This is a genomic window from Pseudomonas sp. DR208, assembly GCF_019823005.1.
Classification (GTDB): domain Bacteria; phylum Pseudomonadota; class Gammaproteobacteria; order Pseudomonadales; family Pseudomonadaceae; genus Aquipseudomonas; species Aquipseudomonas extremorientalis.
Window position 1 is genome coordinate 1,651,831 of the sequence record NZ_CP081944.1, and the last position, 24,824, is coordinate 1,676,654.

20 protein-coding genes are annotated in these 24,824 nt (G+C 59.7%); 18 read left to right on the forward strand and 2 right to left on the reverse strand.

Translation table 11 applies throughout. The annotated features are described in order from the left end of the window. Positions 1-35 precede the first annotated feature (35 nt). The gene (locus tag K5K89_RS07245; protein WP_071488797.1) at positions 36-2,738 is read right to left on the reverse strand and encodes a [protein-PII] uridylyltransferase; all 2,703 of its coding nucleotides are present in this window, start codon (positions 2,736-2,738) and stop codon (positions 36-38) included. A gap of 65 nt (positions 2,739-2,803) precedes the next feature. Next, positions 2,804-3,598 carry a type I methionyl aminopeptidase gene (gene map, locus K5K89_RS07250; protein ID WP_058425288.1) on the reverse strand — a complete coding sequence of 265 codons (795 nt, stop codon included), beginning with the start codon at positions 3,596-3,598 and terminating at the stop codon, positions 2,804-2,806. Between the two features lie 387 nt (positions 3,599-3,985). On the opposite strand from map, the gene rpsB reads away from it, so the two are divergent. From rpsB to tilS, 18 genes are all read left to right on the forward strand, one after another. Beyond that, positions 3,986-4,723 (forward strand): 30S ribosomal protein S2, encoded by a 738-nt coding sequence (gene rpsB / locus K5K89_RS07255; protein WP_003189158.1) that lies wholly within the window; start codon positions 3,986-3,988, stop codon positions 4,721-4,723. A 191-nt stretch (positions 4,724-4,914) separates the two neighbouring features. Continuing rightward, positions 4,915-5,778, forward strand: a complete 864-nt coding sequence (gene tsf, locus K5K89_RS07260) for a translation elongation factor Ts (RefSeq protein WP_058425287.1) — start codon at positions 4,915-4,917, stop codon at positions 5,776-5,778. A 212-nt stretch (positions 5,779-5,990) separates the two neighbouring features. After that, positions 5,991-6,734 (forward strand): UMP kinase, encoded by a 744-nt coding sequence (pyrH, locus tag K5K89_RS07265; protein WP_003189161.1) that lies wholly within the window; start codon positions 5,991-5,993, stop codon positions 6,732-6,734. Further along, on the forward strand, positions 6,731-7,288 hold the full coding sequence (frr, locus tag K5K89_RS07270) for a ribosome recycling factor (RefSeq protein ID WP_012722596.1): 558 nt from the start codon (positions 6,731-6,733) through the stop codon (positions 7,286-7,288). The genes pyrH and frr overlap by 4 nt, the downstream gene beginning before the upstream one ends. Positions 7,289-7,305: 17 nt before the next feature. After that, positions 7,306-8,061: a polyprenyl diphosphate synthase gene (gene uppS / locus K5K89_RS07275; protein ID WP_016974405.1), complete on the forward strand. Its 756-nt coding sequence runs from the start codon at positions 7,306-7,308 to the stop codon at positions 8,059-8,061. After that, complete coding sequence (locus K5K89_RS07280) at positions 8,062-8,868, forward strand: phosphatidate cytidylyltransferase (RefSeq protein WP_222541106.1); 807 nt, start codon at positions 8,062-8,064, stop codon at positions 8,866-8,868. Next, a complete protein-coding gene (gene ispC, locus K5K89_RS07285) occupies positions 8,865-10,055 on the forward strand; it encodes a 1-deoxy-D-xylulose-5-phosphate reductoisomerase (RefSeq protein WP_222541107.1) in 1,191 nt (396 codons plus the stop codon). The genes K5K89_RS07280 and ispC overlap by 4 nt, the downstream gene beginning before the upstream one ends. Positions 10,056-10,108: 53 nt before the next feature. Continuing rightward, positions 10,109-11,461, forward strand: a complete 1,353-nt coding sequence (rseP, locus tag K5K89_RS07290) for a sigma E protease regulator RseP (protein ID WP_092241168.1) — start codon at positions 10,109-10,111, stop codon at positions 11,459-11,461. Positions 11,462-11,535: 74 nt separating this feature from the next. Further along, positions 11,536-13,923, forward strand: a complete 2,388-nt coding sequence (bamA, locus tag K5K89_RS07295) for an outer membrane protein assembly factor BamA (RefSeq protein ID WP_058425283.1) — start codon at positions 11,536-11,538, stop codon at positions 13,921-13,923. Positions 13,924-13,968: 45 nt separating this feature from the next. After that, on the forward strand, positions 13,969-14,472 hold the full coding sequence (locus tag K5K89_RS07300) for an OmpH family outer membrane protein (RefSeq protein WP_003172279.1): 504 nt from the start codon (positions 13,969-13,971) through the stop codon (positions 14,470-14,472). Between the two features lie 3 nt (positions 14,473-14,475). Further along, on the forward strand, positions 14,476-15,531 hold the full coding sequence (gene lpxD / locus K5K89_RS07305; protein WP_071488801.1) for a UDP-3-O-(3-hydroxymyristoyl)glucosamine N-acyltransferase: 1,056 nt from the start codon (positions 14,476-14,478) through the stop codon (positions 15,529-15,531). 111 nt (positions 15,532-15,642) lie between these two features. After that, a complete protein-coding gene (gene fabZ / locus K5K89_RS07310) occupies positions 15,643-16,083 on the forward strand; it encodes a 3-hydroxyacyl-ACP dehydratase FabZ (protein WP_003172281.1) in 441 nt (146 codons plus the stop codon). Continuing rightward, positions 16,080-16,856: an acyl-ACP--UDP-N-acetylglucosamine O-acyltransferase gene (gene lpxA, locus K5K89_RS07315; protein WP_071488802.1), complete on the forward strand. Its 777-nt coding sequence runs from the start codon at positions 16,080-16,082 to the stop codon at positions 16,854-16,856. Before fabZ ends, lpxA begins: the two co-directional genes overlap by 4 nt. Positions 16,857-16,858: 2 nt before the next feature. Continuing rightward, on the forward strand, positions 16,859-17,998 hold the full coding sequence (gene lpxB, locus K5K89_RS07320; RefSeq protein WP_071488803.1) for a lipid-A-disaccharide synthase: 1,140 nt from the start codon (positions 16,859-16,861) through the stop codon (positions 17,996-17,998). Continuing rightward, complete coding sequence (gene rnhB, locus K5K89_RS07325; RefSeq protein WP_071488804.1) at positions 17,995-18,627, forward strand: ribonuclease HII; 633 nt, start codon at positions 17,995-17,997, stop codon at positions 18,625-18,627. Before lpxB ends, rnhB begins: the two co-directional genes overlap by 4 nt. A 72-nt stretch (positions 18,628-18,699) precedes the next feature. Then, a complete protein-coding gene (gene dnaE, locus K5K89_RS07330) occupies positions 18,700-22,221 on the forward strand; it encodes a DNA polymerase III subunit alpha (protein ID WP_071488805.1) in 3,522 nt (1,173 codons plus the stop codon). A 129-nt stretch (positions 22,222-22,350) separates the two neighbouring features. Then, complete coding sequence (locus tag K5K89_RS07335) at positions 22,351-23,298, forward strand: acetyl-CoA carboxylase carboxyltransferase subunit alpha (protein ID WP_058425278.1); 948 nt, start codon at positions 22,351-22,353, stop codon at positions 23,296-23,298. Positions 23,299-23,459: 161 nt separating this feature from the next. After that, positions 23,460-24,779, forward strand: a complete 1,320-nt coding sequence (gene tilS, locus K5K89_RS07340) for a tRNA lysidine(34) synthetase TilS (protein ID WP_222541108.1) — start codon at positions 23,460-23,462, stop codon at positions 24,777-24,779. Positions 24,780-24,824 lie beyond the last annotated feature (45 nt).

The following is a 24,824-nucleotide window of genomic DNA, read 5'->3' on the forward strand; positions in this document are numbered from 1 at the left end:
GGCAAGCCCCCTCGCACACGGGCCCTGTTTGTTTTTTAGAGAGTCAGGCGTGTCAGCTCGACGCCGGGTTCCTGGGTCACGCTCAATTGCTGGACGATCGCTTCCTGCAACCGCAGGCACAGCTCCGGGTCGGACAACGGCTGGTTGTCGGCATCGGTGATAAAGAACACGTCTTCCACGCGTTCGCCGAGGGTCGCAATCTTGGCGTTCTGCAACGACAGGTCGAACTCCAGGAAAATCCCACCGATACGGGCTAGCAGGCCTGGGCGGTCCGGGGCGCTCAGTTCGAGCACCGTCACCGGGCGCTGGGCGTCGTTGGAAATGGTCACCTGGGGCGCAAACGCAAAGTGTTTGAGTTGGCGCGGCACTCGACGCTGGATGATGGTCGGGTAGTCGTCAGGGTTGCGCAGGGCCTCGGTCAGGCCTTCGCGGATCTTCTTCACGCGCGCTGGATTGTCGCCGATCGAGTCGCCATCGGTGTCGAGCACGATATAGGTGTCGAGGGTGAACTGGCTGCTGGAGGTGATTACCCGTGCGTCATGGATGTTCAGGTTCAACTGGTCCATGGCCGCTACGGTCACAGCGAAGAAGTCGTGCTGGTCCGGCGCGTAGATGAAAATCTGCGTGCCGCCTTCGAATTCGCGCTGGGTGGTTTCCTTGATCAGCACCAGTGGGCCGCCGTCGGCCGGTTGCTGCAGGATCGCGTCGGTGTGCCAGGCGACATCACCGGCGGTGTGGCGCAGGAAGTAATCGTCGCCCAGTTGCGACCACAGTTGTTCGACATCGTCCGGGTCGTTGCCGCCGCGCACCAGGATATCCAGGGCGGCGCTTTGGGTGCGGCGGATCTGCTCTTCGCGGTCCACCGGGTTTTCCAGGCCACGGCGCAGGGCGCGCTTGGTCTCGGTGTACAGTTGGCGCAGCAGACTGGCGCGCCACGAGTTCCACAGCGTCGGGTTGGTCGCGTTGATATCCGAGACGGTCAGCACGTACAGGTAGTCGAGGCGGGTTTCATCGCCGACGATCTGCGCGAAGTCGTGGATCACCTGCGGGTCGGACAAGTCCTTGCGCTGGGCGGTGGTCGACATCACCAGGTGGTTCTGCACCAGCCAGACGATCAGGCGGCTGTCCCATAGCGGCAACTGGTGGCGCTGGCAGAAGGCTTCGGCATCAACCGCACCGACCTCGGAGTGATCGCCATGCCGGCCCTTGCCGATGTCGTGGTACAGGCCGGCCAGGTAGATCAGCTCGGGCTTGGGTAGCTTGGCCATCAATTTGCTGGCCAGCGGGAATTTCTCCGACACCTGGGTGTACTGCAGCTTACGCAGGTGCTTGATCAGGTTCAGGGTGTGGGCGTCCACGGTATAGATGTGGAACAGATCGTGTTGCATCTGCCCGACGATAAAACCGAACTCCGGCAGGTAGCGCCCGAGGATGCCGTAACGGTTCATGCGCCGCAGGTTGCGGTGGATGCCGATCTTGCACTTGAACAGCTCGATGAACAGGCTGGTGTTGCGGATATCGTTGCGGAAATCCTCGTCGATCAGGTGCCGGTTTTCCCGCAGCAGGCGAATGGTATCGGCGCGCACGCCTTTGATTTCCGGCTGCTGGGCCATCAGCACGAAGATTTCCAGCATGGCAAACGGTGTGCGGCGGAACACGTTGTCGTTGCGCGCCTCGATATAGCCATCGTGCAGTTGGAAACGCGCATTGATCGGTTGCGGCGGCGCCTCGTCTTCGGGGGCCAGGATCACTTCTTCGAAATGCTGGATGATCAGGTCGCTGAGCTGTGCAATGCTCATGACCACCCGGTAGTACTGCTGCATGAAGCTTTCGATGCTGGTCTTCGCGTCTTCGCCTTCAAAGCCCAGCAGGGTGGCGATGGAGCGCTGGTGGTCGAAGAGCAGGCGGTCTTCGGAACGCCCGGCCAGCATGTGCAAGGCGTAGCGCACTTTCCAGAGGAATTCCTGGGAGGAGGCCAGCAGGGCGTTTTCGCTTTCCACCAGGAAGCCTTCGCCGGCCAGGGCGCGCAGGTTCAGGGTGCCGTACTGGCGACGCGCAACCCACAGGATCGTCTGGATATCCCTCAGTCCGCCCGGCGAGCCTTTGACGTTGGGTTCCAGGTTGTATTCGGTGTCGTTGTACTTGTGGTGCCGGGCCTTTTGCTCGGCGCGCTTGGCCAGGAAGAAGTCCTTGCTCGGCCACATGTGCGCGGTGCTGGTGACTTCAAGCATGCGCTGGCGCAGGCGCTCGGGGCCGGCGATGGTACGGCTTTCCATGAGGTTGGTGATGACGGTGAGGTCGGCGCGGGCTTCTTCGGCGCATTCGTCCACCGAGCGTACGCTTTGGCCGACTTCCAGGCCGATGTCCCACAACAATGTGAGAAAGCGCTCGATGGAATCGCGAAAGATCTCATGGTCGGCGCTGTCCAGCAGGATCAGCAGGTCGATGTCGGAGTAAGGGTGCAGCTCACCGCGACCGTAGCCGCCGACCGCCACCAGGGCGATGTCGGCGTCTTCGCTCCAACTGAACTGTTCCCAGGCTTTTTGCAGGATGTTATCGACGAACCAGGCTCGGTCCTCAATCAGCCGGCGGATGTCCCGGCCCCTGCGAAAGCGCTCGTCGAGCACCTCGCGGGCCTGGCGGATCGCCTTCTTGAACGCGGCGATGGGGCTCGCCTTCAGGGCCAGTTCGGCCTGGAACTGGCCACGGTCGAAGAGTTCGGGATCCACCTGGGGCATTGATCGGCTTTCCTTTCTATCTATTCAGTCAGTCACAACACAGTGGGGGAAAACCTGAGCAGCGTTTATGCCGACGTTGTACCCGACGTACGCGGGATCGTGTCATCGGCGCGCAGCGTGAAAATCTCGTAGCCGGTCTCGGTGACCAGCAAAGTGTGTTCCCACTGGGCCGAAAGCTTGCGGTCCTTGGTGATGGCAGTCCAGCCGTCGCCCAGCACCTTGGTGTCGGCCTTGCCCTGGTTGATCATCGGCTCGATGGTGAAGGTCATGCCTGCCTTCAGCTCCATGCCGGTGCCGGCGCGGCCGTAGTGCAGGATCTGTGGCTCTTCGTGGAAGACCGTGCCGATACCGTGGCCGCAGAACTCGCGTACCACCGAGAAACCGTTCTTTTCCGCATGCTTCTGGATCACTTCGCCGATGTCGCCCAGGCGGCAGCCAGGCTTGACGATCTCGATGGCCTTGTACATGCATTCCTGGGTGACCTGGGACAGGCGCTCGGCCCAGACCGGCACGTTGCCGACGTGGAACATGCGGCTGGTGTCGCCGAAGTAGCGGTCCTTGATCACGGTGACGTCGATGTTCAGGGTGTCGCCGTCCTTCAGCGGCTTGTCACCCGGAATTCCGTGGCAGACCACGTGGTTGACCGAGGTGCAGATCGACTTGGGGAAGCCCTTGTAGTTCAGCGGCGCAGGGATGGCGCCCTGCACGTTGACGATATAGTCGTGGCAGATCTGGTTGAGGGTCTCGGTGGTGACGCCGGGCTTGACGTGTTCGGCAATCATTTCCAGCACGTCGGCAGCCAGTTTGCCGGCGATGCGCATGCCAGCGATGTCTTCGGCGGTTTTCAAACTAACGGTCATACAGGCTCTCTCTAGCGCGACGCGCTGAAATCAATACGGTTTACGGGCGTGCGACAAAAGGTTGCAAAATTCGCACAAGCCACAGAAAACGCGATTCTAACAGACCATGGCGTCAAATCATGAGCCTCTGATGATCGCTTCTGTCTATAAGGTAGGGCTATGTCACCTCTATTCAAGGGGTTACACGAACGCGCCCAACGGCAAATGTGATTGCGTGTTCCGTTTTTGCCGATGCTGTGGTATAAAATGCGCCGCTTTCCGGGGATACCCCGCAAAGCTTAAATCCACACACGTGTCGACACGATGACCTGGGTGCCGGAGGCCTTGATGCCGCTGGTTGGTCATTGGGATACGTGGAGGCCAAACCCGACTTATTAAGGAACTATCATGTCCCAAGTCAACATGCGCGATATGCTGAAGGCCGGTGTGCACTTCGGTCACCAGACCCGTTACTGGAACCCGAAAATGGGTAAGTACATTTTCGGCGCGCGTAACAAGATCCACATCATCAACCTTGAAAAAACCCTGCCAATGTTCAACGAAGCGCTGACTTTCGTAGAGCGCCTGGCCCAGGGCAAAAACAAGATTCTGTTCGTCGGCACCAAGCGTTCCGCTGGCAAGATCGTTGCTGAAGAAGCAGCACGTTGCGGTTCGCCGTACGTCGATCACCGCTGGTTGGGCGGCATGCTGACCAACTTCAAAACCATCCGTGCTTCCATCAAGCGTCTGCGTGACCTTGAAGTGCAAGCCGAAGACGGTACTTTCGCCAAGCTGACCAAGAAAGAAGCGCTGATGCGCTCCCGTGACCTGGAAAAGCTCGATCGTTCCCTGGGTGGTATCAAGGACATGGGCGGTCTGCCTGACGCACTGTTCGTTATCGACGTTGATCACGAGCGCATCGCGATCACCGAAGCCAACAAGCTGGGCATCCCTGTTATCGGCGTAGTCGATACCAACAGCAGCCCGGAAGGCGTTGACTACATCATCCCGGGCAACGATGACGCAATCCGCGCCATCCAGTTGTACATGGGTTCGATGGCTGACGCTGTCATCCGTGGTCGCAACCACGTTGCTGGCGGTACCGAGCAGTTCGTTGAAGAAGCTCCGGTAGCTGCCGCTGAGTAATTAGCGCCCTGGCGTTGACTCAGTAAGCAAAAAGGGGGCTTGGCCCCCTTTTTGCCACCTCGAAAACCATTTGTCGGCAGCGCGGCTACATCATCTGTAACGTGCGGCGGCCTACAAGGGAGATTCGGGAAGAATTGATCGCCCGTCTGATCGGGTGGAATGGTTGAAAACCTATCCAAGAGGATTTTGAAATGGCAGAGATTACTGCAGCGTTGGTTAAAGAACTGCGTGAGCGTACCGGCGAAGGCATGATGGATTGCAAAAAGGCCTTGACCAAGGCTGGCGGCGACATCGAAAAAGCCATCGACGACATGCGCGCTTCCGGCGCCATCAAGGCCGCCAAGAAAGCCGGCAACGTCGCTGCTGAAGGCGCTATCGCCCTGGTTGAAGACGGTAAAGCCGCCGTTCTGCTGGAAGTGAACTCGCAGACCGACTTCTTGGCCCTGCAAGACGACTTCAAGGCATTCGTTGCTGCCAGCGTCAAGAAGGCATTCGATGAGAAGCTGACCACCGTTGAGCCTCTGATCGAAGCTCAAGAAGCGGATCGCCTGGTACTGGTCGGCAAAGTTGGCGAAAACGTCAACATCCGTCGCCTGACTCGCGTTGAAGGTGATGTCGTCGGTGGTTACCTGCACGGCAACAAAATCGGTGTAGCTGTTGTTCTGAAAGGCGGCGACGTTGAGCTGGCCAAAGACATCGCTATGCACGTTGCTGCCAGCAACCCTGAGTTCCTGCTGCCTTCGGAAGTGTCTGCCGAAGCGATCGAGCGTGAAAAAGCGGTGTTCCTGAGCCTGAACGCCGACAAGATCGCTGGCAAGCCAGAAAACATCGTGGAAAACATGATCAAAGGCCGTATCAGCAAGTTCCTGGCTGAAGCGAGCCTGGTTGAGCAGGCGTTCGTCAAGAACCCTGAAATCAAGGTTGGCGAACTGGCCAAGAAAGCCGGTGCTGAAATCGTTTCCTTCACTTACTACAAAGTAGGCGAAGGCATCGAGAAGCCGGTCGACAACTTCGCTGAAGAAGTTGCTGCCCAGCTGGCTGCCGCCAAGCAATAAGACAGCTTTCAACTGTCGCCCGAAAGAGGCTGCCCGCTCACGCGCGCAGCCTCTTTTCAAATGGGAGGGCCGATTTTAATTGGCATCCCTCCGGAACTGGCTTACAAAGCCGTGTTCCGATGGCGCTGTTACAGCGTCCAGCTAGAGTGAACGCAAGCCGTAAAACGGCTCGCCAAGAATTTTTAAAAAATACGCCGCAGGAGAGATTCGCAATGGCTCAGCAGGGCAGTGGTTATCAGGCTCGCTATAAACGCATTCTACTCAAGCTTAGCGGCGAGGCCCTGATGGGCTCGGAAGAGTTCGGGATCGATCCCAAGGTGCTCGACCGCATGGCGCTGGAAGTCGGCCAACTGGTCGGTATCGGCGTACAGGTCGGCCTGGTGATCGGTGGTGGCAACCTGTTCCGTGGCGCGGCCCTGAGTGCTGCTGGCATGGACCGGGTTACCGGCGACCATATGGGCATGCTGGCCACTGTGATGAATGCCCTGGCCATGCGTGACGCCTTGGAGCGCGCCAATATCTCGGCTATCGTGATGTCGGCTATTTCCATGGTCGGCGTAACCGATCACTATGACCGCCGCAAAGCCATGCGCCACCTGAATTCCAAGGAAGTGGTGATCTTCGCCGCCGGCACGGGTAACCCGTTCTTTACCACCGATTCGGCAGCCTGCCTGCGCGCCATCGAGATCGATGCGGACGTGGTGCTCAAGGCGACCAAGGTAGACGGCGTGTACACCGCAGATCCATTCAAAGACCCGCATGCCGAGAAGTTCGATCATCTGACCTACGATGAAGTGCTGGATCGCAAGCTGGGCGTAATGGATCTGACGGCTATCTGTCTGTGCCGCGACCACAAGATGCCACTGCGCGTATTTAATATGAACAAGCCCGGCGCCCTGCTGAATATCGTACACGGCGGCGCAGAAGGGACTCTGATCGAGGAAGGCCAACAATGATCAACGAAATCAAGAAAGACGCCCAAGCGCGTATGCAGAAATCCCTGGAGTCTCTGAGCCATGCATTCGGCCAGATTCGTACCGGCAAGGCACACCCAAGCATCCTGGGCAGCGTGATGGTGCCTTACTACGGCTCCGATACCCCTATCAGCAGCGTCGCCAACATTACCGTTAAAGACTCGCGCACCCTGCAAGTCGTAGCGTTTGAGCGCAACATGCTGGGTGCTGTCGACAAGGCCATCCAGAGCGCCGGTTTGAACCTCAACCCGACCAACCTGGGTGAGTTGCTGCTGATCTCCATGCCGGCCCTGACTGAAGAGACCCGTAAGGGCTTCACCAAGCAGGCTCGCAGCGCTGCAGAAGACGCGCGTGTTGCCGTACGTAATATCCGTCGTGATGCCTTGGGTGACCTGAAGAAGTTGGTCAAGGACAAGGAAATCAGCGAAGACGAAGAGCGTCGTGCCACCGCCGATATCGACAAGTTGACCAAAGATGCCGAGGCCCAGATCACCAAGGCCACGGAAGAAAAAGAAAAGGACCTGATGGCCGTATAAGGGGTCAGGACGCCTTCATGGAAAAGACCAAGCAGACTGTACCCTCCGTGGTGCCGCGCCATGTCGCGATCATCATGGATGGGAATAATCGCTGGGCGAAGAAGCGCTTTATGCCGGGTGTCGCCGGGCATAAAGCCGGTGTCGATGCGGTAAGGGCTGTGATCGAGGTGTGTGCCGAGGCCAAGGTCGAAGTGTTGACCCTGTTTGCGTTCTCCAGTGAGAACTGGCAGCGGCCCGCCGAAGAAGTCAGTGCCTTGATGGATCTGTTCTTCAAGGCCTTGCGTCGTGAGGCCAAGCGCCTTAACGACAACAACATCAGCCTGCGCATCATTGGCGACCGCTCGCGCTTCCACCCGGAACTTCAGGCTGCCATGCGCGAGGCTGAGGCAATCACCGCTGGTGCCAACCGTTTTGTGCTACAGATCGCAGCCAACTACGGCGGCCAGTGGGATATCGCCCAGGCAGCGCAGCGGCTGGCTCGCGAAGTGCAGGCCGGGCACCTGCGGCCCGACGACATCACGCCCGAACTGTTGCAAACCTGCCTGGTGACCGGTGACCTGCCGTTGCCGGACCTGTGCATCCGGACCGGTGGTGAGCACCGCATCAGTAATTTCCTGCTGTGGCAGCTGGCCTATACCGAGCTGTACTTCTCCGACCTGTTCTGGCCGGACTTCAAACACGATGCCATGCGTAATGCACTGGCCGATTTCGCTTCCCGTCAGCGTCGCTTCGGTAAAACGAGCGAGCAGATCGAAGCTGGAGCCCGGGTTTAAATGCTTAAACAACGAATCATCACTGCACTGATCCTGTTGCCGATCGCCTTGTGCGGGTTTTTCCTGCTCGAGGGTTCCGGCTTTGCGCTGTTCATTGGCCTGGTCGTCACCCTGGGCGCCTGGGAATGGGCGCGCCTGGCCGGGTTCAGCGCGCAGTTGCCGCGCGTGGTGTATGCCGCCGTCGTGGCCGCGTTGGCGTTCCTCTTGTACATCCTGCCGGATCTCGCGCCCTGGGTGTTGGGGGCGGCGGTGCTGTGGTGGGCGCTGGCGACGTTCCTGGTGCTGACCTATCCGCGCACCAGCGGCCAATGGTCCAGCGTTGCCTGCAAGCTGGTGATTGGTTTGCTGATCCTCTTGCCGGCTTGGCAAGGGCTGGTGGAGATCAAGCGTTATCCAATGGGTAACTGGTTAATCCTGGCAGTCATGGTGCTGGTATGGGGGGCTGATATCGGTGCCTACTTCTCCGGTCGGGCCTTCGGCAAGCGCAAGTTGGCGCCGGCGGTCAGCCCGGGCAAGAGCTGGGAGGGCGTCTATGGTGGTTTGGCGTTGACACTGGTGATTGCGCTGGTGGTCGGTGTCGTGCGTGGCTGGACGGTGAAGGAAATCTTCCTGGCGCTGCTGGCCACAGCCATTGTCGTGTTTGTTTCTGTGGTGGGTGACCTCACCGAAAGCATGTTCAAGCGTCAGGCCGGCATCAAGGACAGCAGTAACCTGCTGCCCGGGCACGGTGGTGTATTGGACCGTATCGACAGCCTGACGGCGGCTATTCCGATCTTCGCTGTGCTGCTATGGATGACTGCTTCGTGAGCCGCCTTCAACAAGTGACCGTGCTGGGTGCAACCGGCTCGGTGGGGCTGAGCACCCTGGATGTGATTGCGCGTCATCCTGATCGCTATCAGGTCTTTGCCCTGACTGGGTTCAGTCGTCTGAGCGAGCTGTTGGCTTTGTGTGTGCGCCACGCACCGCGCTTCGTGGTAGTCCCTGAGGCAGGAGCGGCGCGTGGCTTGCAGGATGATCTGCGGGCGGCCGGGTTGGCGACTCGAGTGCTGCTGGGCGAGGAGGGGTTGTGCCAGGTCTCGGCTGACGCTGAGGTAGATACGGTAGTCGCCGCTATCGTCGGTGCCGCCGGCCTGCGTCCAACCCTCGCCGCTGTAGATGCGGGCAAGAAGATCCTGCTGGCCAACAAAGAAGCGCTGGTCATGTCTGGCGCGCTCTTCATGCAAGCAGTGCGTAAAAGCGGCGCCGTGCTGCTGCCGCTCGACAGCGAGCACAACGCGATCTTCCAATGCATGCCTGGCGACTATGCGCGTGGTTTGGGTCAGGTTGGCGTGCGTCGGATTCTGCTGACCGCCTCCGGTGGTCCGTTCCGGCAAACTCCGCTGACCGAGCTTGAGCATGTTTCGCCCGACCAGGCGTGTGCTCATCCGAACTGGTCCATGGGGCGTAAGATCTCGGTGGATTCGGCGAGCATGATGAACAAGGGGCTGGAACTGATCGAGGCGTGCTGGCTGTTCGATGCGCGGCCGGATCAGGTCGAAGTGGTGATTCACCCGCAAAGTGTTATTCATTCCCTGGTCGATTACGTCGACGGTTCGGTACTTGCGCAGTTGGGTAACCCCGATATGCGCACGCCGATTGCCAATGCCTTGGCCTGGCCGGAGCGGATTGATTCAGGTGTCGCCCCGCTGGATCTGTTTGCAGTGGCCCGCCTGGACTTTGAAGCGCCGGACGAGCAGCGCTTTCCTTGCCTGCGCCTGGCCCGGCAAGCGGCCGAGGTGGGGAACAGCGCGCCAGCAATGCTGAATGCGGCCAACGAAGTGGCCGTGGCGGCGTTTCTCGAACGGCGCATCCGCTTTCCGCAGATCGCGAGTATCATCGAGGACGTCCTGGCGCTCGAGCCTATCGTGGCGGTGAATGACCTGGCGGCGGTATTCGAAGCCGATACCAAGGCTCGAGCCCTGGCAGGGCAATGGTTGAGCCGCAACGCGCGTTAGCCTGTGGGCGGGTTCGAGCCTTCAGGCACTGGATTGGAATGCGGAGAAATTAGATGAGTGCGCTTTACATGATTGTCGGCACCCTGGTTGCTCTGGGCGTGCTGGTCACCTTCCACGAATTCGGCCACTTCTGGGTGGCGCGTCGTTGCGGCGTCAAGGTATTGCGCTTTTCCGTCGGCTTCGGCATGCCGCTGCTGCGCTGGCATGACCGTCGTGGCACCGAGTTTGTGATTGCGGCCATCCCGTTGGGTGGCTACGTCAAGATGCTCGATGAGCGCGAAGGCGAAGTGCCTGCAGACCAGTTGGATCAATCCTTCAATCGCAAGACCGTTCGTCAGCGTATCGCCATTGTTGCTGCGGGTCCGATCGCCAACTTCCTGTTGGCGATGGTGTTCTTCTGGGTGTTGGCCATGCTGGGCAGCCAACAGGTGCGTCCGGTGATCGGTGCGGTTGAATCGGACAGCATCGCCGCCAAGGCCGGGCTGGTCGCTGGGCAGGAAATTGTTTCTATTGATGGCGAACCCACCACGGGTTGGGGCGCAGTCAATTTGCAGTTGGTGCGTCGCCTGGGCGAAAGCGGGACTGTGAATGTAGTGGTGCGCGAGCAGGGCTCCACCACCGAAAGCCCGCGTGAACTGGCTCTCGACCACTGGCTCAAGGGCGCAGATGAGCCTGATCCGATCAAATCCCTGGGTATACGTCCATGGCGTCCGGCCTTGCCGCCGGTGCTTGCCGAGCTGGATCCGAAAGGTCCGGCCCAGGCTGCTGGCCTGAAAACTGGCGATCGCCTGTTGGCCCTCGATGGTCAGCCACTGGGTGACTGGCAGCAGGTGGTCGATCTGGTTCGTGTACGTCCTGATACCAAAATTGTGCTGAAAGTTGAGCGCGACGGTGCTCAAATCGACGTCCCTGTGACCTTGTCGGTTCGCGGGGAAGCCAAGGCGGCCGGGGGTTACCTGGGTGCTGGAGTCAAAGGTGTCGATTGGCCGCCATCGATGGTGCGTGAGGTGAGTTTCGGGCCGTTGGCGGCAATTGGCGAGGGTGCGAAACGCACCTGGACCATGAGTGTGCTGACCCTGGAATCCCTCAAGAAAATGTTGTTCGGCGAGCTCTCGGTAAAAAACTTGAGTGGACCGATAACCATTGCTAAAGTGGCGGGCGCTTCTGCCCAGTCGGGTGTCGCGGATTTCCTGAATTTCCTGGCTTATCTGAGTATTAGCCTGGGGGTTCTGAATTTGCTGCCCATTCCAGTATTGGATGGGGGGCATCTGTTGTTTTATCTGGTCGAGTGGGTGCGTGGTCGCCCCTTGTCGGATCGGGTGCAGGGTTGGGGGATACAGATCGGTATCAGTTTGGTGGTCGGGGTGATGTTGTTAGCCCTGGTCAACGATCTGGGTCGACTGTAACGCTTCGCTGAATTGCGAATCTGCCGCATTTTGCGGCAGTTTGTTTATTGCCAGTTGGAATAAGAAAGGACTTCATGAAACGTCTGCTGCTAACTGCGGTTCTCACCGTATTGATGATCGCCGAAGTTCACGCCGAGTCCTTCACCATCTCCGATATTCGCGTCAACGGCCTCCAGCGGGTTTCCGCGGGTAGCGTCTTTGGTGCCTTGCCGTTGAACGTTGGGGAACAGGCTGATGACCGTCGCCTGGTGGAATCCACTCGTGCGCTGTTCAAAACCGGTTTCTTTCAAGACATCCAACTGGGTCGCGAAGGCAACGTCCTGGTCATCACCGTGGTCGAGCGACCTTCCGTCGCCAGTATCGAGATCGAAGGCAACAAGGCGATCTCGACTGAAGACCTGATGAAGGGTCTGAAGCAATCCGGCCTGGCCGAAGGCGAGATCTTCCAGCGCGCCACCCTCGAAGGTGTGCGTAACGAGCTGCAACGCCAGTACGTTGCGCAGGGCCGCTACTCCGCGACCGTGGAAACGGAAGTGGTGCCGCAGCCGCGTAACCGTGTCGGCCTCAAGGTCAACATCAACGAAGGCACTGTGGCGGCGATCCAGCACATCAACGTGGTAGGCAATACCAAGTTCTCTGATGACGACCTGATCGACCTGTTCGAACTCAAGACCACCAACTGGCTGTCGTTCTTCAAGAACGATGACAAGTATGCCCGCGAAAAACTGTCTGGTGACCTGGAGCGCCTGCGCTCCTACTACCTGGACCGTGGCTACATCAATATGGACATCGCTTCGACCCAGGTGTCCATCACCCCGGACAAGAAGCACGTCTACATCACCGTCAACGTCAACGAAGGCGAGAAGTACAAGGTTCGCGACGTCAAGCTGAGCGGCGACCTGAAGGTGCCTGAAGACCAGGTCAAGGCGCTGTTGCTGGTGCAGAAAGACCAGGTGTTCTCGCGCAAGCTGATGACCACCACGTCCGAACTGATCACCCGTCGCCTGGGCAACGAAGGCTACACCTTCGCCAACGTCAACGGCGTGCCGACGCCCCATGATGATGACCACACCGTGGACATCACCTTCGTGGTCGATCCAGGCAAGCGCGCCTACGTAAACCGTATCAATTTCCGTGGCAACACCAAGTCTGCGGACGAAGTGCTGCGTCGTGAAATGCGTCAGATGGAAGGTGGCTGGGCGTCGACTTACCTGATCGACCAGTCCAAGACCCGTCTTGAGCGTCTGGGCTTCTTCAAGGAAGTCAACGTCGAAACCCCGGCCGTACCGGGTGTGGATGACCAGGTTGACGTGAACTACGCCGTAGAAGAACAGGCATCGGGCTCCATCACCGCCAGTGTTGGCTTCGCACAGAGCGCCGGCCTGATCCTCGGTGGTTCGATCACTCAGAACAACTTCCTGGGTACCGGTAACCGAGTTTCCATCGGCCTGACCCGAAGCGAATACCAGAGCCGATATAACTTCGGTTATACCGACCCCTACTGGACTGCTGACGGTGTGAGCCTGGGCTACAACGCCTTCTATCGCACCACTGACTACAAAGATCTCGACGTTGATGTAGCCAGCTATGCAATCGATAGTCTTGGTGCTGGCGTGAACGTTGGTTACCCGATCAGCGAGACCTCGCGCCTGACGTTCGGCTTGACTGCGCAGCAGGATGAAATCAAGACCGGTGTGTACACCGTGGACGAAATCTTCGACTTCACCCGTCGTGAAGGTGACAAGTTCCTGAACTTCAAGGCGTCCGCCGGCTGGTCCGAGTCGACCCTGAACAAAGGTGTACTGGCGACCCGTGGTCATTCCCAGAGCCTGACCCTGGAAACCACCACGCCGGGCAGCGACCTGTCGTTCTTCAAGCTCGACTACCGCGGCCAGCTGTTCCAGCCGTTGAGCGACAACTACACCATGCGCCTGCACACTGAGCTGGGTTATGGCGATGGTTATGGCTCCACCAATGGTCTACCGTTCTACGAGAACTACTATGCGGGTGGCTTCAACTCCGTACGTGGTTTCAAAGACAGCACCCTGGGCCCGCGTGGTACGCCGAGCCGTGGTGTTGGTGTAACCGGTAACCAAGGCACCGTAGCGGACTCCGACAACGACCCACTGCCGTTCGGTGGTAACGTCCTGATCCAGGGTGGTGCGGAAATCCTGTTCCCGCTGCCGTTCGTGAAAGATCAGCGCTCCCTGCGTACTTCGGTATTCTGGGATGTGGGTAACGTGTTCGACTCCAAGTGCGAGCAGATCCGTAACCCGAGCGGCGTGAAGTCCAACACCCAGTGTAACGACGTGAGCCTGAGTAATCTGGCAAGCTCCGTGGGCGTGGGTGTGACCTGGGTGACTGCGCTTGGCCCATTGAGCTTTGCTCTGGCCATGCCGATCAAGAAACCGGATAACGCTGAAACCCAGATTTTCCAATTCTCCCTCGGCCAGACGTTCTAAGCGTCTGACCCAAGATAACGACAACGGATTCTGTAGGAGTACATCGTGCGCAAGTTGACTCAATTGGTCCTGCTGGCAACCGTGCTGGTAACCACCCCGGCCTTCGCCGAAATGAAAATCGCCGTCCTGAACTATCAGATGGCCCTGCTGGAATCCGATGCGGCCAAGAAATACGCCGTGGATGCCGAGAAAAAATTCGGTCCGCAACTGACCAAGCTCAAGACCCTGGAAAGCAGCGCCAAGGGCATCCAGGATCGTCTGGTAGCCGGTGGTGACAAGATGCAGCAAGGCGAGCGCGAGCGTCTGGAGCTTGAATTCAAGCAAAAGGCCCGTGACTACCAGTTCCAGTCCAAGGAGCTGAACGAAGCCAAGGCTGTTGCTGACCGTGAAATGCTGAAACAGCTGAAGCCAAAACTCGACAGCGCTGTGGAAGAAGTCATCAAGAAAGGTGCCTTTGATCTGGTGTTCGAGCGTGGCGCTGTGATCGACGTCAAGCCTCAATACGACATCACCCGTCAGGTGATCGAGCGCATGAACCAGCTGAAGTAAGCCATGACCGCGACTATCAAGCTCGGCGAGTTGGCCGAGTTCCTGGGGGCCACCTTGCGTGGCTCCCCGGAGAAGGAAATCACTGGGCTAGCCACCTTGCAGGAGGCTGGCCCAGCTCAGTTGAGCTTCCTCGCAAACCCCCAATACCGTAAATACCTGGTCGACAGCCAAGCCGCAGCCGTGTTGCTGAAGGCGGCTGATGCCGAAGGGTTTGCCGGGGATGCGCTGGTGGTAGGCGACCCTTACCTGGCGTATGCGCGGGTGTCGCACCTGTTTGATCCGAAACCCAAGGCCGCCAGCGGTATTCACCCGTCTGCGGTGATCGCCGATGATGCCCAGGTTGACCCTGCTGCCAGCGTCGGTGCCTTTGCGGTGATCGAGAGCGGTGCACGCATTGCGGCGGGCGTGACCATTGGCGCCCATTGTTTTATCGGTGCGCGCTGCGAAATCGGCGCAGGCGGTTGGCTGGCACCCCGCGTAACCCTGTACCACGACGTGCGTATCGGTGAGCGTGTGGTCATCCAGTCAGGTGCCGTGATCGGTGGTGAAGGCTTTGGCTTTGCCAATTCCAAGGGCATCTGGAACAAGATTGCCCAGGTCGGCGGCGTACTCATCGGCGATGACGTGGAAATTGGCGTGAACACAGCTGTCGATCGCGGGGCCCTGGCCGATACCGTGATCGGCAACGGCGTAAAGCTCGACAATCAGATCCAGATCGCCCACAACGTGCAGATTGGCGATCACACCGCCATGGCAGCATGCGTGGGTATCTCCGGCAGCACCCGGATCGGCAAGCATTGCATGCTGGCCGGTGGCGTCGGGCTGGTGGGGCACATCGATATTTGCGACAACGTCTTCATCACCGGCATGACCATGGTCACCCACTCGATTACCGAACCGGGTGCTTATTCTTCCGGTACCGCCATGCAGCCTGCGGCTGAATGGCGCAAGAGTGCAGCACGGTTGAGGCAGCTCGACGACATGGCTCGACGTCTCAAACAGCTGGAAAAGCGTGTTGGGGACGTGACCCCTGGCGGTAATGCTTCATCAGAAGGCTGATACCATTTCCATATCAAGTGTGCACAGCCGCTAGACTGCCTCCTTGATTTGCTAGCGGGGCGTGCTTTTAGTTCGCCCGCCCCCAATCTTTATTACAGGCTTCCCCCCGAAATGATGGACATCAACGAGATTCGCGAATACCTGCCTCACCGTTACCCGTTCCTGTTGGTGGATCGCGTAGTGGACCTCAATGTCGAGGAAAAGCGCATTCGTGCCTACAAGAATGTCAGCATCAACGAACCGTTCTTCAATGGTCACTTTCCTGCGCATCCGATCATGCCGGGTGTGTTGATCATCGAGGCGATGGCCCAGGCTGCCGGTATCCTTGGTTTCAAAATGCTCGACCTCAAGCCTGCCGATGGCACGCTTTACTATTTCGTGGGCTCCGACAAGTTGCGTTTCCGCAATCCGGTTACCCCGGGTGACCAGTTGATCCTGGAAGCCAAGTTCATCAGCTGCAAGCGCCAGATCTGGAAGTTCGAATGCCAGGCCTCGGTGGATGGCAAGCCGGTGTGCTCTGCCGAGATCATCTGTGCGGAACGCAAACTATGAGTTTGATTGACCCTCGCGCAATCATCGATCCGTCGGCCGTTCTGGCCGCCGACGTTGAGGTCGGCCCCTGGTCGATCATCGGCGCAGGTGTGGAAATCGGCGAGGGGACTGTCATCGGGCCGCACGTGATCCTCAAAGGTCCGACCCGCATTGGCAAGTACAATCGCATCTACCAGTTCTCCTCGGTAGGCGAAGACACCCCGGACATGAAGTACAAGGGTGAAGAGACCCGCCTGGTAATCGGTGATCACAACATCATCCGTGAAGGCGTGACCATTCACCGTGGCACCGTGCAGGATCGGGCCGAGACCACGCTGGGTGACCACAACCTGGTCATGGCCTACGCCCATATCGGCCACGACAGCGTGATCGGCAACCATTGCATCCTGGTCAACAACACCGCTTTGGCCGGCCATGTGCATGTTGACGATTGGGCAATCCTGTCCGGTTTCACCCTGGTGCATCAGTACTGCCATATCGGTGCCCACAGCTTTTCCGGCATGGGTACCGCCATTGGCAAGGATGTTCCGGCATTCGTCACGGTATTCGGTAACCCCGCCGAAGCCCGTAGCATGAACTTCGAAGGCATGCGTCGTCGGGGTTTCAGCGAAGAAGCCATCCACGCCCTGCGCCGCGCCTACAAGGTGGTTTACCGCCAGGGGCTCACGGTGGACCAGGCGTTGACCCAACTGACCGAGCCGGCAGCGTTGTTCCCGGAAGTCGCGGTGTTCCGTGACTCGATCCAGGCGTCGACTCGCGGCATCACCCGCTGATCATGGCTAATCTGCGTATCGCGCTGGTGGCCGGGGAAGCTTCCGGCGACATTCTGGGCGCAGGTCTTATGCGGGCCCTCAAGGCCCAGCATCCAGCGGTAGAGTTCATCGGCGTCGGCGGCCCGCTGATGCAGGCTGAGGGGCTTACGTCCTACTTCCCCATGGAGCGTTTGTCTGTCATGGGGCTGGTCGAGGTGCTGGGCCGCCTGCGCGAGCTGCTGGCCCGCCGCAAGCTGCTGATCCAGACCCTGATCGAAGAAAAGCCGGACGTCTTTATCGGAATCGACGCGCCGGACTTCACCCTCAATATCGAACTCAAGTTGCGCCAGGCCGGCATCAAGACGGTGCACTATGTCAGCCCGTCCGTTTGGGCATGGCGGCAGAAGCGCGTGCTCAAGATCCGCGAAGGCTGCGACCTGATGCTGACCTTGCTGCCGTTCGAAGCGCGGTTCTATGAAGAAAAGGGCGTGCCGGTACGGTTTGTCGGGCACACCCTGGCCGACACTATTCCCTTGCAGGCGGATCGCGCGGCCGCGCGTGCCGAGTTGGGCTTGCCCGACGGCCCATTGGTTGCGCTGATGCCGGGCAGCCGGGGCGGCGAAGTCGGCCGCCTGGCCTCGGTATTTTTCGACGCCGCAGAGCGTCTGCAGGTCTTGAAGCCGGGCGTACGTTTCGTGTTGCCCTGCGCCAGCCCGCAACGGCGTGCGCAGATCGAGACATTGCTGGAAGGGCGCAACCTGCCGTTGACCCTGCTCGATGGTCAATCGCACCTGGCCCTGGCGGCCTGCGATGCGGTGTTGATCGCTTCGGGGACGGCCACGCTGGAGGCCTTGCTGTACAAGCGTCCGATGGTCGTGGCCTACCGCCTGGCGCCGCTGACGTTCTGGATTCTCAAGCGCATGGTCAAAAGTCCTTACATCTCCCTGCCCAACCTGCTGGCCCAGCGCTTGTTGGTGCCGGAGTTGTTGCAGGACGATGCAACGCCTGAGGCGCTCGCGCAAACCTTGCTCCCCTTGATCGAGGGTGGCGAAGAACAGACCCGTGGTTTCGACGACATCCATCGCATACTGCGCCGTGACGCCTCGAACCAGGCGGCAGACGCCGTGTTGACTCTGATCGGCCAGAAGCAGGAGGCGTTATGAGTACGCAAATGGGCCTGGATTTCAGCCTGGTTGCCCAAGCCCACGAACTGGTAGCCGGTGTTGACGAGGTCGGGCGCGGACCTTTGTGCGGTGCGGTCGTCACGGCTGCGGTGATTCTTGATCCGAACCGTCCGATCCTCGGCCTCAACGACTCGAAAAAACTCACCGAAGCGCGCCGTGAAAAGCTCTACGACGAGATTTGCGAGAAAGCCCTGAGCTGGCACATCGCCCGGGCCGAAGTTGAGGAAATCGACGAACTGAACATCCTCCACGCCACCATGCTCGCCATGCAGCGTGCAGTGGAGGGCCTGCACATTACGCCCAAACTGGCGATGATCGATGGCAACCGCTGCCCCAGACTGGCCATGCCATCGGAAGCGGTGGTGAAGGGCGATAGCAAGGTGCCGGCGATCGCGGCAGCCTCCATCCTGGCAAAGGTCAGTCGTGATCGTGAAATGGCGGCTTTCGAACTGATCTATCCCGGCTATGGCATCGGCGGTCATAAAGGCTACCCGACGCCCGTTCATCTGGAAGCCCTCGCACGTCTTGGCCCGACACCGATCCATCGCCGCTCGTTCGCCCCGGTGCGCCAGGCTTGCGAGGCGCGGGAGAGTCTCAGCGAGGTGTAGTCGCGAGGCTGATGTTTTTGCCAAGGCCCGGTACAATCCGGGCCTTGTTGTTTCCACGTATAAGAGATCACTATGCCGGCTTCATTCGTTCACCTACGCCTGCACACTGAATACTCCCTGGTCGACGGCCTGGTACGGATCAAACCGCTGGTCAAAACCCTGGTGGGCATGAACATGCCTGCGGTGGCGGTCACCGATCAGAACAACATGTGTTCCCTGGTCAAGTTCTACAAGAACGCCATGGGCGCCGGCATCAAGCCGATCTGCGGCGCCGACCTGTGGCTGTCCAACAAAGACCCGGATAACCCCCTGAGCCGCATCAGCCTGCTGGCGATGAACGGCGTGGGTTACCGCAACCTCACTGAACTGATTTCCCGTGGTTTCATTGACGGCCAGCGCAATGGCTCGATCATCATCGAGCGCGAATGGGTCGCCGAGGCCAGCGAAGGCCTGATCATGCTGTCGGCAGCCAAAGAGGGCGAAATCGGTATCGCGCTGCTGGGCGGCAACCCCCAAGAAGCCGAAGTGCTGGCCAGGGAATGGATGCAGGTCTTCCCCGACCGTTTTTACCTGGAAGTCCAGCGGACCAACCGCCCCAACGATGAAGAGCACCTGCACGCTGCCGTGGCCCTGGCCGACAAGCTGGGCGCGCCACTGGTGGCGACCAACGACGTGCGCTTCATCAAGAAGGAAGACTTCGAAGCCCACGAAACCCGCGTGTGCATCGGTGAAGGCCGGGCCCTGGATGACCCGCGTCGTTCGAAGAACTACAGCGAAGAGCAGTACCTCAAAAGCGCTGAGGAAATGGCCGAGCTGTTCAGCGACCTGCCCGAGGCCCTGGAAAACTCCGTCGAGATCGCCAAGCGCTGCAATATCGAGGTCAAGCTGGGCAAGCACTTCCTGCCCAACTTCCCGATTCCGGATGGCATGACCATCGACGAGTACTTCCGCAAAGTCTCGTTCGACGGGCTGGAAGAGCGGCTGGCCGTTCTGCTGCCCAGGGACACCACCGAAGATTATGAGGCCAAGCGCCAGGTTTATGTGGACCGGCTGAATTTCGAGCTGGATATCATCATCCAGATGGGGTTCCCCGGTTACTTCCTGATCGTGATGGACTTTATCCAGTGGGCCAAGAACAACGGCGTGCCGGTTGGTCCGGGCCGGGGGTCAGGTGCCGGTTCGCTGGTGGCCTATGTGCAAAAGATCACCGACCTCGATCCGTTGGAATATGACCTGCTGTTCGAACGTTTCCTGAACCCGGAACGGGTTTCCATGCCCGACTTCGACGTCGACTTCTGCATGGATGGCCGTGACCGCGTGATCGAGTATGTGGCCGAGAAATACGGCCGCAACGCGGTAAGCCAGATCATCACCTTCGGTTCCATGGCGGCCAAAGCGGTAATCCGTGACGTGGCCCGGGTGCAGGGCAAGTCGTACGGCCTGGCGGATCGCCTGTCGAAGATGATCCCGTTCGAAGTCGGCATGACCCTGGAAAAGGCCTACGAGCAGGAAGAAATCCTGCGCGACTTCATCAAGGTCGATGAAGAAGCGGCCGAGATCTGGGAGATGGCCCGCAAGCTTGAAGGCGTGGTGCGTAACGTCGGTAAGCACGCGGGTGGCGTGGTCATCGCGCCGACAAAGTTGACTGACTTTTCGCCGATCTATTGCGATGAAGAAGGCGACGGCCTGGTCACCCAGTTCGACAAGGATGACGTGGAGGCGGCCGGCCTGGTGAAGTTCGACTTCCTCGGCCTGCGGACCCTGACCATCATCGACTGGGCGCTCAAGACCATCAACCGCGACCGCGCCAAGGTGGGCGAAGAACCGCTGGACATCGCTTTCATCCCGCTGGACGACAAGCCGACCTACACCCTGCTGCAAAAAGCCGAAACCACGGCGGTGTTCCAGCTTGAATCGCGTGGCATGAAAGAGCTGATCAAAAAGCTCAAGCCCGACTGCCTGGAAGACTTGATCGCACTGGTGGCCCTGTTCCGTCCGGGCCCGCTGCAATCGGGCATGGTGGACGACTTTATCAACCGTAAACACGGGCGCGCCGAGCTGGCCTACCCGCACTCGGACTACCAGTACGAAGGCCTCAAGCCGGTATTGGCACCGACGTACGGCATCATCCTGTATCAGGAACAGGTGATGCAGATTGCCCAGGTGATGGCCGGTTACACCCTGGGTGGCGCGGACATGCTGCGTCGAGCCATGGGTAAGAAAAAACCCGAGGAAATGGCCAAGCAGCGCGGTGGTTTCATTGAAGGTTGCGCGACCAACAATATCGACGCCGACCTCGCGGGTAACATCTTCGACCTGGTGGAGAAATTCGCCGGTTACGGCTTCAACAAATCCCACTCCGCCGCCTACGGCCTGGTGTCGTACCAGACTGCCTGGCTGAAAGCCCACTACCCGGCGCCGTTCATGGCTGCGGTACTTTCGGCGGATATGCACAACACCGACAAGGTCGTGACCTTGATCGAGGAAGTGCGCACCATGAAGCTGCGCCTTGATGCGCCGGATGTGAACGCCTCGGAGTTCAAGTTCACGGTAAACGACGAAGGCCGCATCATCTATGGCCTGGGCGCGATCAAAGGCGTCGGTGAAGGCCCGGTGGAAGCCATTACCGAAGCGCGCCAGGACGGTCCGTTCAAGGACCTGTTCGACTTCTGCGCACGGGTGGACCTCAAGCGCATCAACAAACGAACCCTCGATGGCCTGATCCGCAGCGGCGCGCTCGACCGTCTCGGCCCGTATTTCCATGACGAGCCGAAGGCCTACCAGGCCAATATCGACCGTAACCGTGCCGTGCTGCTCGCCGCCATGGAAGAAGCGATCAAGGCGGCCGAACAGACTGCACGTACCCATGACAGCGGCCATGCCGACCTGTTTGGCGGGTTGTTCGTCGAAGACGATGCGGATGTCTACGGTAACCACCGCAAGGCCAAGGAACTGACCCTCAAGGAACGCCTCAAGGGTGAGAAAGATACCCTGGGCTTGTACCTGACCGGCCATCCGATTGACGAATATGAAGGTGAAATCCGTCGCTTCGCCCGTCAGCGCATCATCGACCTGAAACCGGCGCGGGACACCCAGACCGTCGCCGGCATGATCATTGCCCTGCGGGTGATGAAGAACAAGAAGGGCGACAAGATGGGGTTTATCACCCTCGATGACCGCTCGGGCCGCATCGAAGCGTCGCTGTTTGCCGACGCGTTCCACTCCGCCCAGTCGTTGTTGCAGACCGACGCCATGGTGGTCGTCGAAGGGGAGGTCAGCAACGATGACTTCTCCGGCGGCCTGCGCCTGCGGATCAAGCGGGTGATGAGCATGGAAGATGCGCGCACCAATCTGGCCGAGAGCCTGCGCTTGAAGGTGAAAACCGAAGCGCTCAAGGGCGATCAGCTACGCTGGTTGGGCGACCTGCTCAAACGCCACCGTGGCGCGTGCCCGGTGACCATGGAGTACACCGGCAATGACGCCAAGGCCATGTTGCAGTTTGGCGAGACCTGGCGAATCGATCCCGCTGATGGCTTGATTCAAGCTTTGCGTGACCAGTTCGGGCGAGACAACGTCTTCCTCCAATACCGTTGATGGTCAGATATGTCTGACCTCGGCTAAACATTTAATCTCGACCTAAACGCGCCTCTCCCTTAAGGTAGGGCGCGAATAGACAACCGGCTGGCCAGGCATGCCCTGGCCGTCGACCCAAGACGGACGCTTATGAACCCGAATTTTCTTGATTTCGAACAGCCGATCGCTGACCTGCAAGCTAAGATCGAAGAGCTGCGCCTGGTCGGCAATGACAATTCGCTGAATATCGGCGATGAGATCTCCCGCCTGCAAGACAAGAGCAAAACGCTCACCGAAGACATCTTCGGCAAGCTGACCAGCTGGCAGATTGCGCGCCTGGCTCGCCACCCGCGCCGCCCGTACACCCTGGACTACATTCAGCACATCTTCACCGAGTTCGACGAGCTGCATGGCGACCGCCACTTCTCCGACGACGCGGCCATCGTCGGCGGTATCGCTCGCCTGGACGACCAGCCGGTGATGGTGATCGGTCACCAGAAAGGCCGTGAAGTGCGCGAGAAGGTCCGTCGCAACTTCGGCATGCCGCGTCCAGAGGGCTACCGCAAGGCGTGCCGCCTGATGGAAATGGCCGAGCGCTTCAAGATGCCGATCCTGACCTTCATCGACACCCCGGGCGCTTATCCGGGGATCGACGCCGAAGAGCGTAACCAGAGCGAGGCTATCGCCTGGAACCTGCGCGTCATGGCCCGCCTGAAAACCCCGATCATTGCCACCGTGATTGGTGAAGGCGGTTCCGGCGGTGCACTGGCCATCGGCGTCTGCGACCAGTTGAACATGCTGCAATACTCGACCTACGCGGTGATCTCGCCGGAAGGTTGCGCCTCGATCCTATGGAAAACCGCCGAAAAGGCACCGGACGCTGCCGAAGCCATGGGCATCACCGCCGATCGCCTCAAAGGCCTTGGGATCGTGGACAAAGTGATCGCCGAGCCATTGGGCGGCGCTCACCGTGACCCGGCTGCTGCTGCTGCGACCATCCGTGCCGAACTGGGTTCGCAACTGGCGATGCTCAAGAAGCTGGATAACGAAGCGCTGCTGGCTCGTCGTTACGAGCGCCTGATGAGCTACGGTCTCTAAGACCCACGCAATACCCGAATGTGGGAGGGGGCTTGCCCCGATTGCTGAGTGTCAGTCAATGTATCCAGGACTGGCCCACCGCTATCGGGGGCAAGCCCCCTCCCACATTTGCGTTGTGTATGCTTGGTGAGCGTATTCCAGACCAGAGGCGGTAACTTGTCATGAAACCGGCTCTGCCCGCCAAACTCGTGCAAATCCTAGCGCCTTGGCGCAACGCCCCGGCCTGGCACGTCGCACTCTCCGGTGGCCTTGATTCCACCGTCCTGCTGCACCTCCTGGCCAACCTGGCGAAAACCGAAACCCTGCCACCCCTCAGCGCTGTCCATGTCCACCATGGCCTGCAGGCTGCCGCCGACGCGTGGCCGGCTCATTGCCAGTCGATCTGTGACAGCCTGGGCGTGCCTTTGCGCGTGATGGGCGTGCAGGTACAACCGGGCGCCAGCCTCGAGCGTGCCGCCCGTGATGCGCGCTACCAGGCATTTACCGAGGTGATCGGGGCGGGGCAGGTGATGCTCACCGGCCAGCATCGTGAAGACCAGGCAGAAACACTGTTGTTCCGCCTGCTGCGTGGGGCTGGGGTGCGCGGGTTGGCAGCGATGCCCGTGCAGCGCCGAGTGGCAAGTGGCTACCTGGTAAGGCCATTGTTGCGTGTCTCCAGGGACGAGTTGGAAGCCTACGCACGCCAGTATCAGCTCAAATGGATCGAAGACCCTTCCAACGCAGATTTGCGTTTCTCCCGTAATTACCTGCGTCACCGCGTGCTTCCTGCACTGACGGAACGCTGGCCTCAGGCCTTCTCAAGCCTGGCGCGCACCGCCGAACACCTGAGTGAAGCCCAGGGCCTGCTCGATGAGCTGGCGCAGATGGACCTGCAGGCCGCCGATCAACCTTCCCCTTTTCCCTGGCTGAATTTGCCGTCCTTGCCTCTTACGCCGCTGCGTGAGCTTTCCGACGCCCGTCAGCGCAACGCCCTGCGTCATTGGCTGACGCCGCTGACGCGCCTGCCCGACAGTGACCACTGGGCAGGCTGGTATTCCCTGCGCGATGCCAGGGGTGACGCACAACCTTTATGGCGCCTGGCCGACGGCGAGTTGCATCGCGGTGGCGAGCGCATCTGGTGGCTGCCCCGTGCAGGATCAGAATTTTCCGACGCATCGCTGAGCTGGTCCGATCCACAAAACCCACTAGAGTTACCCGGCAATGGTCAGTTGACGTTCACGGGCAGCGTGCCCGCAGGCCCGCTGGAGGTCCGCTACCGCCAGGGCGGCGAAATCCTCGACGTACCCGGTCGAGGCAGGCGTGACTTGAAGCGCCTGCTTAACGAAAGTGGCCTGCCGGGTTTCGTCCGTGGCAGATTGCCGCTGCTCTATCGCGGCCAGCAATTGCTGGGTGCACCCAGCCTTGCGGGACTGTGGCCGGCGGCAAGTGATGACTGGCAATTACATTGGATGCCACAGACCTGCGATCAAGGTTTGAGCTGATAGCGCCTTTCCGGTAGACTACGCTCCCTTCTTGATACAACTTCT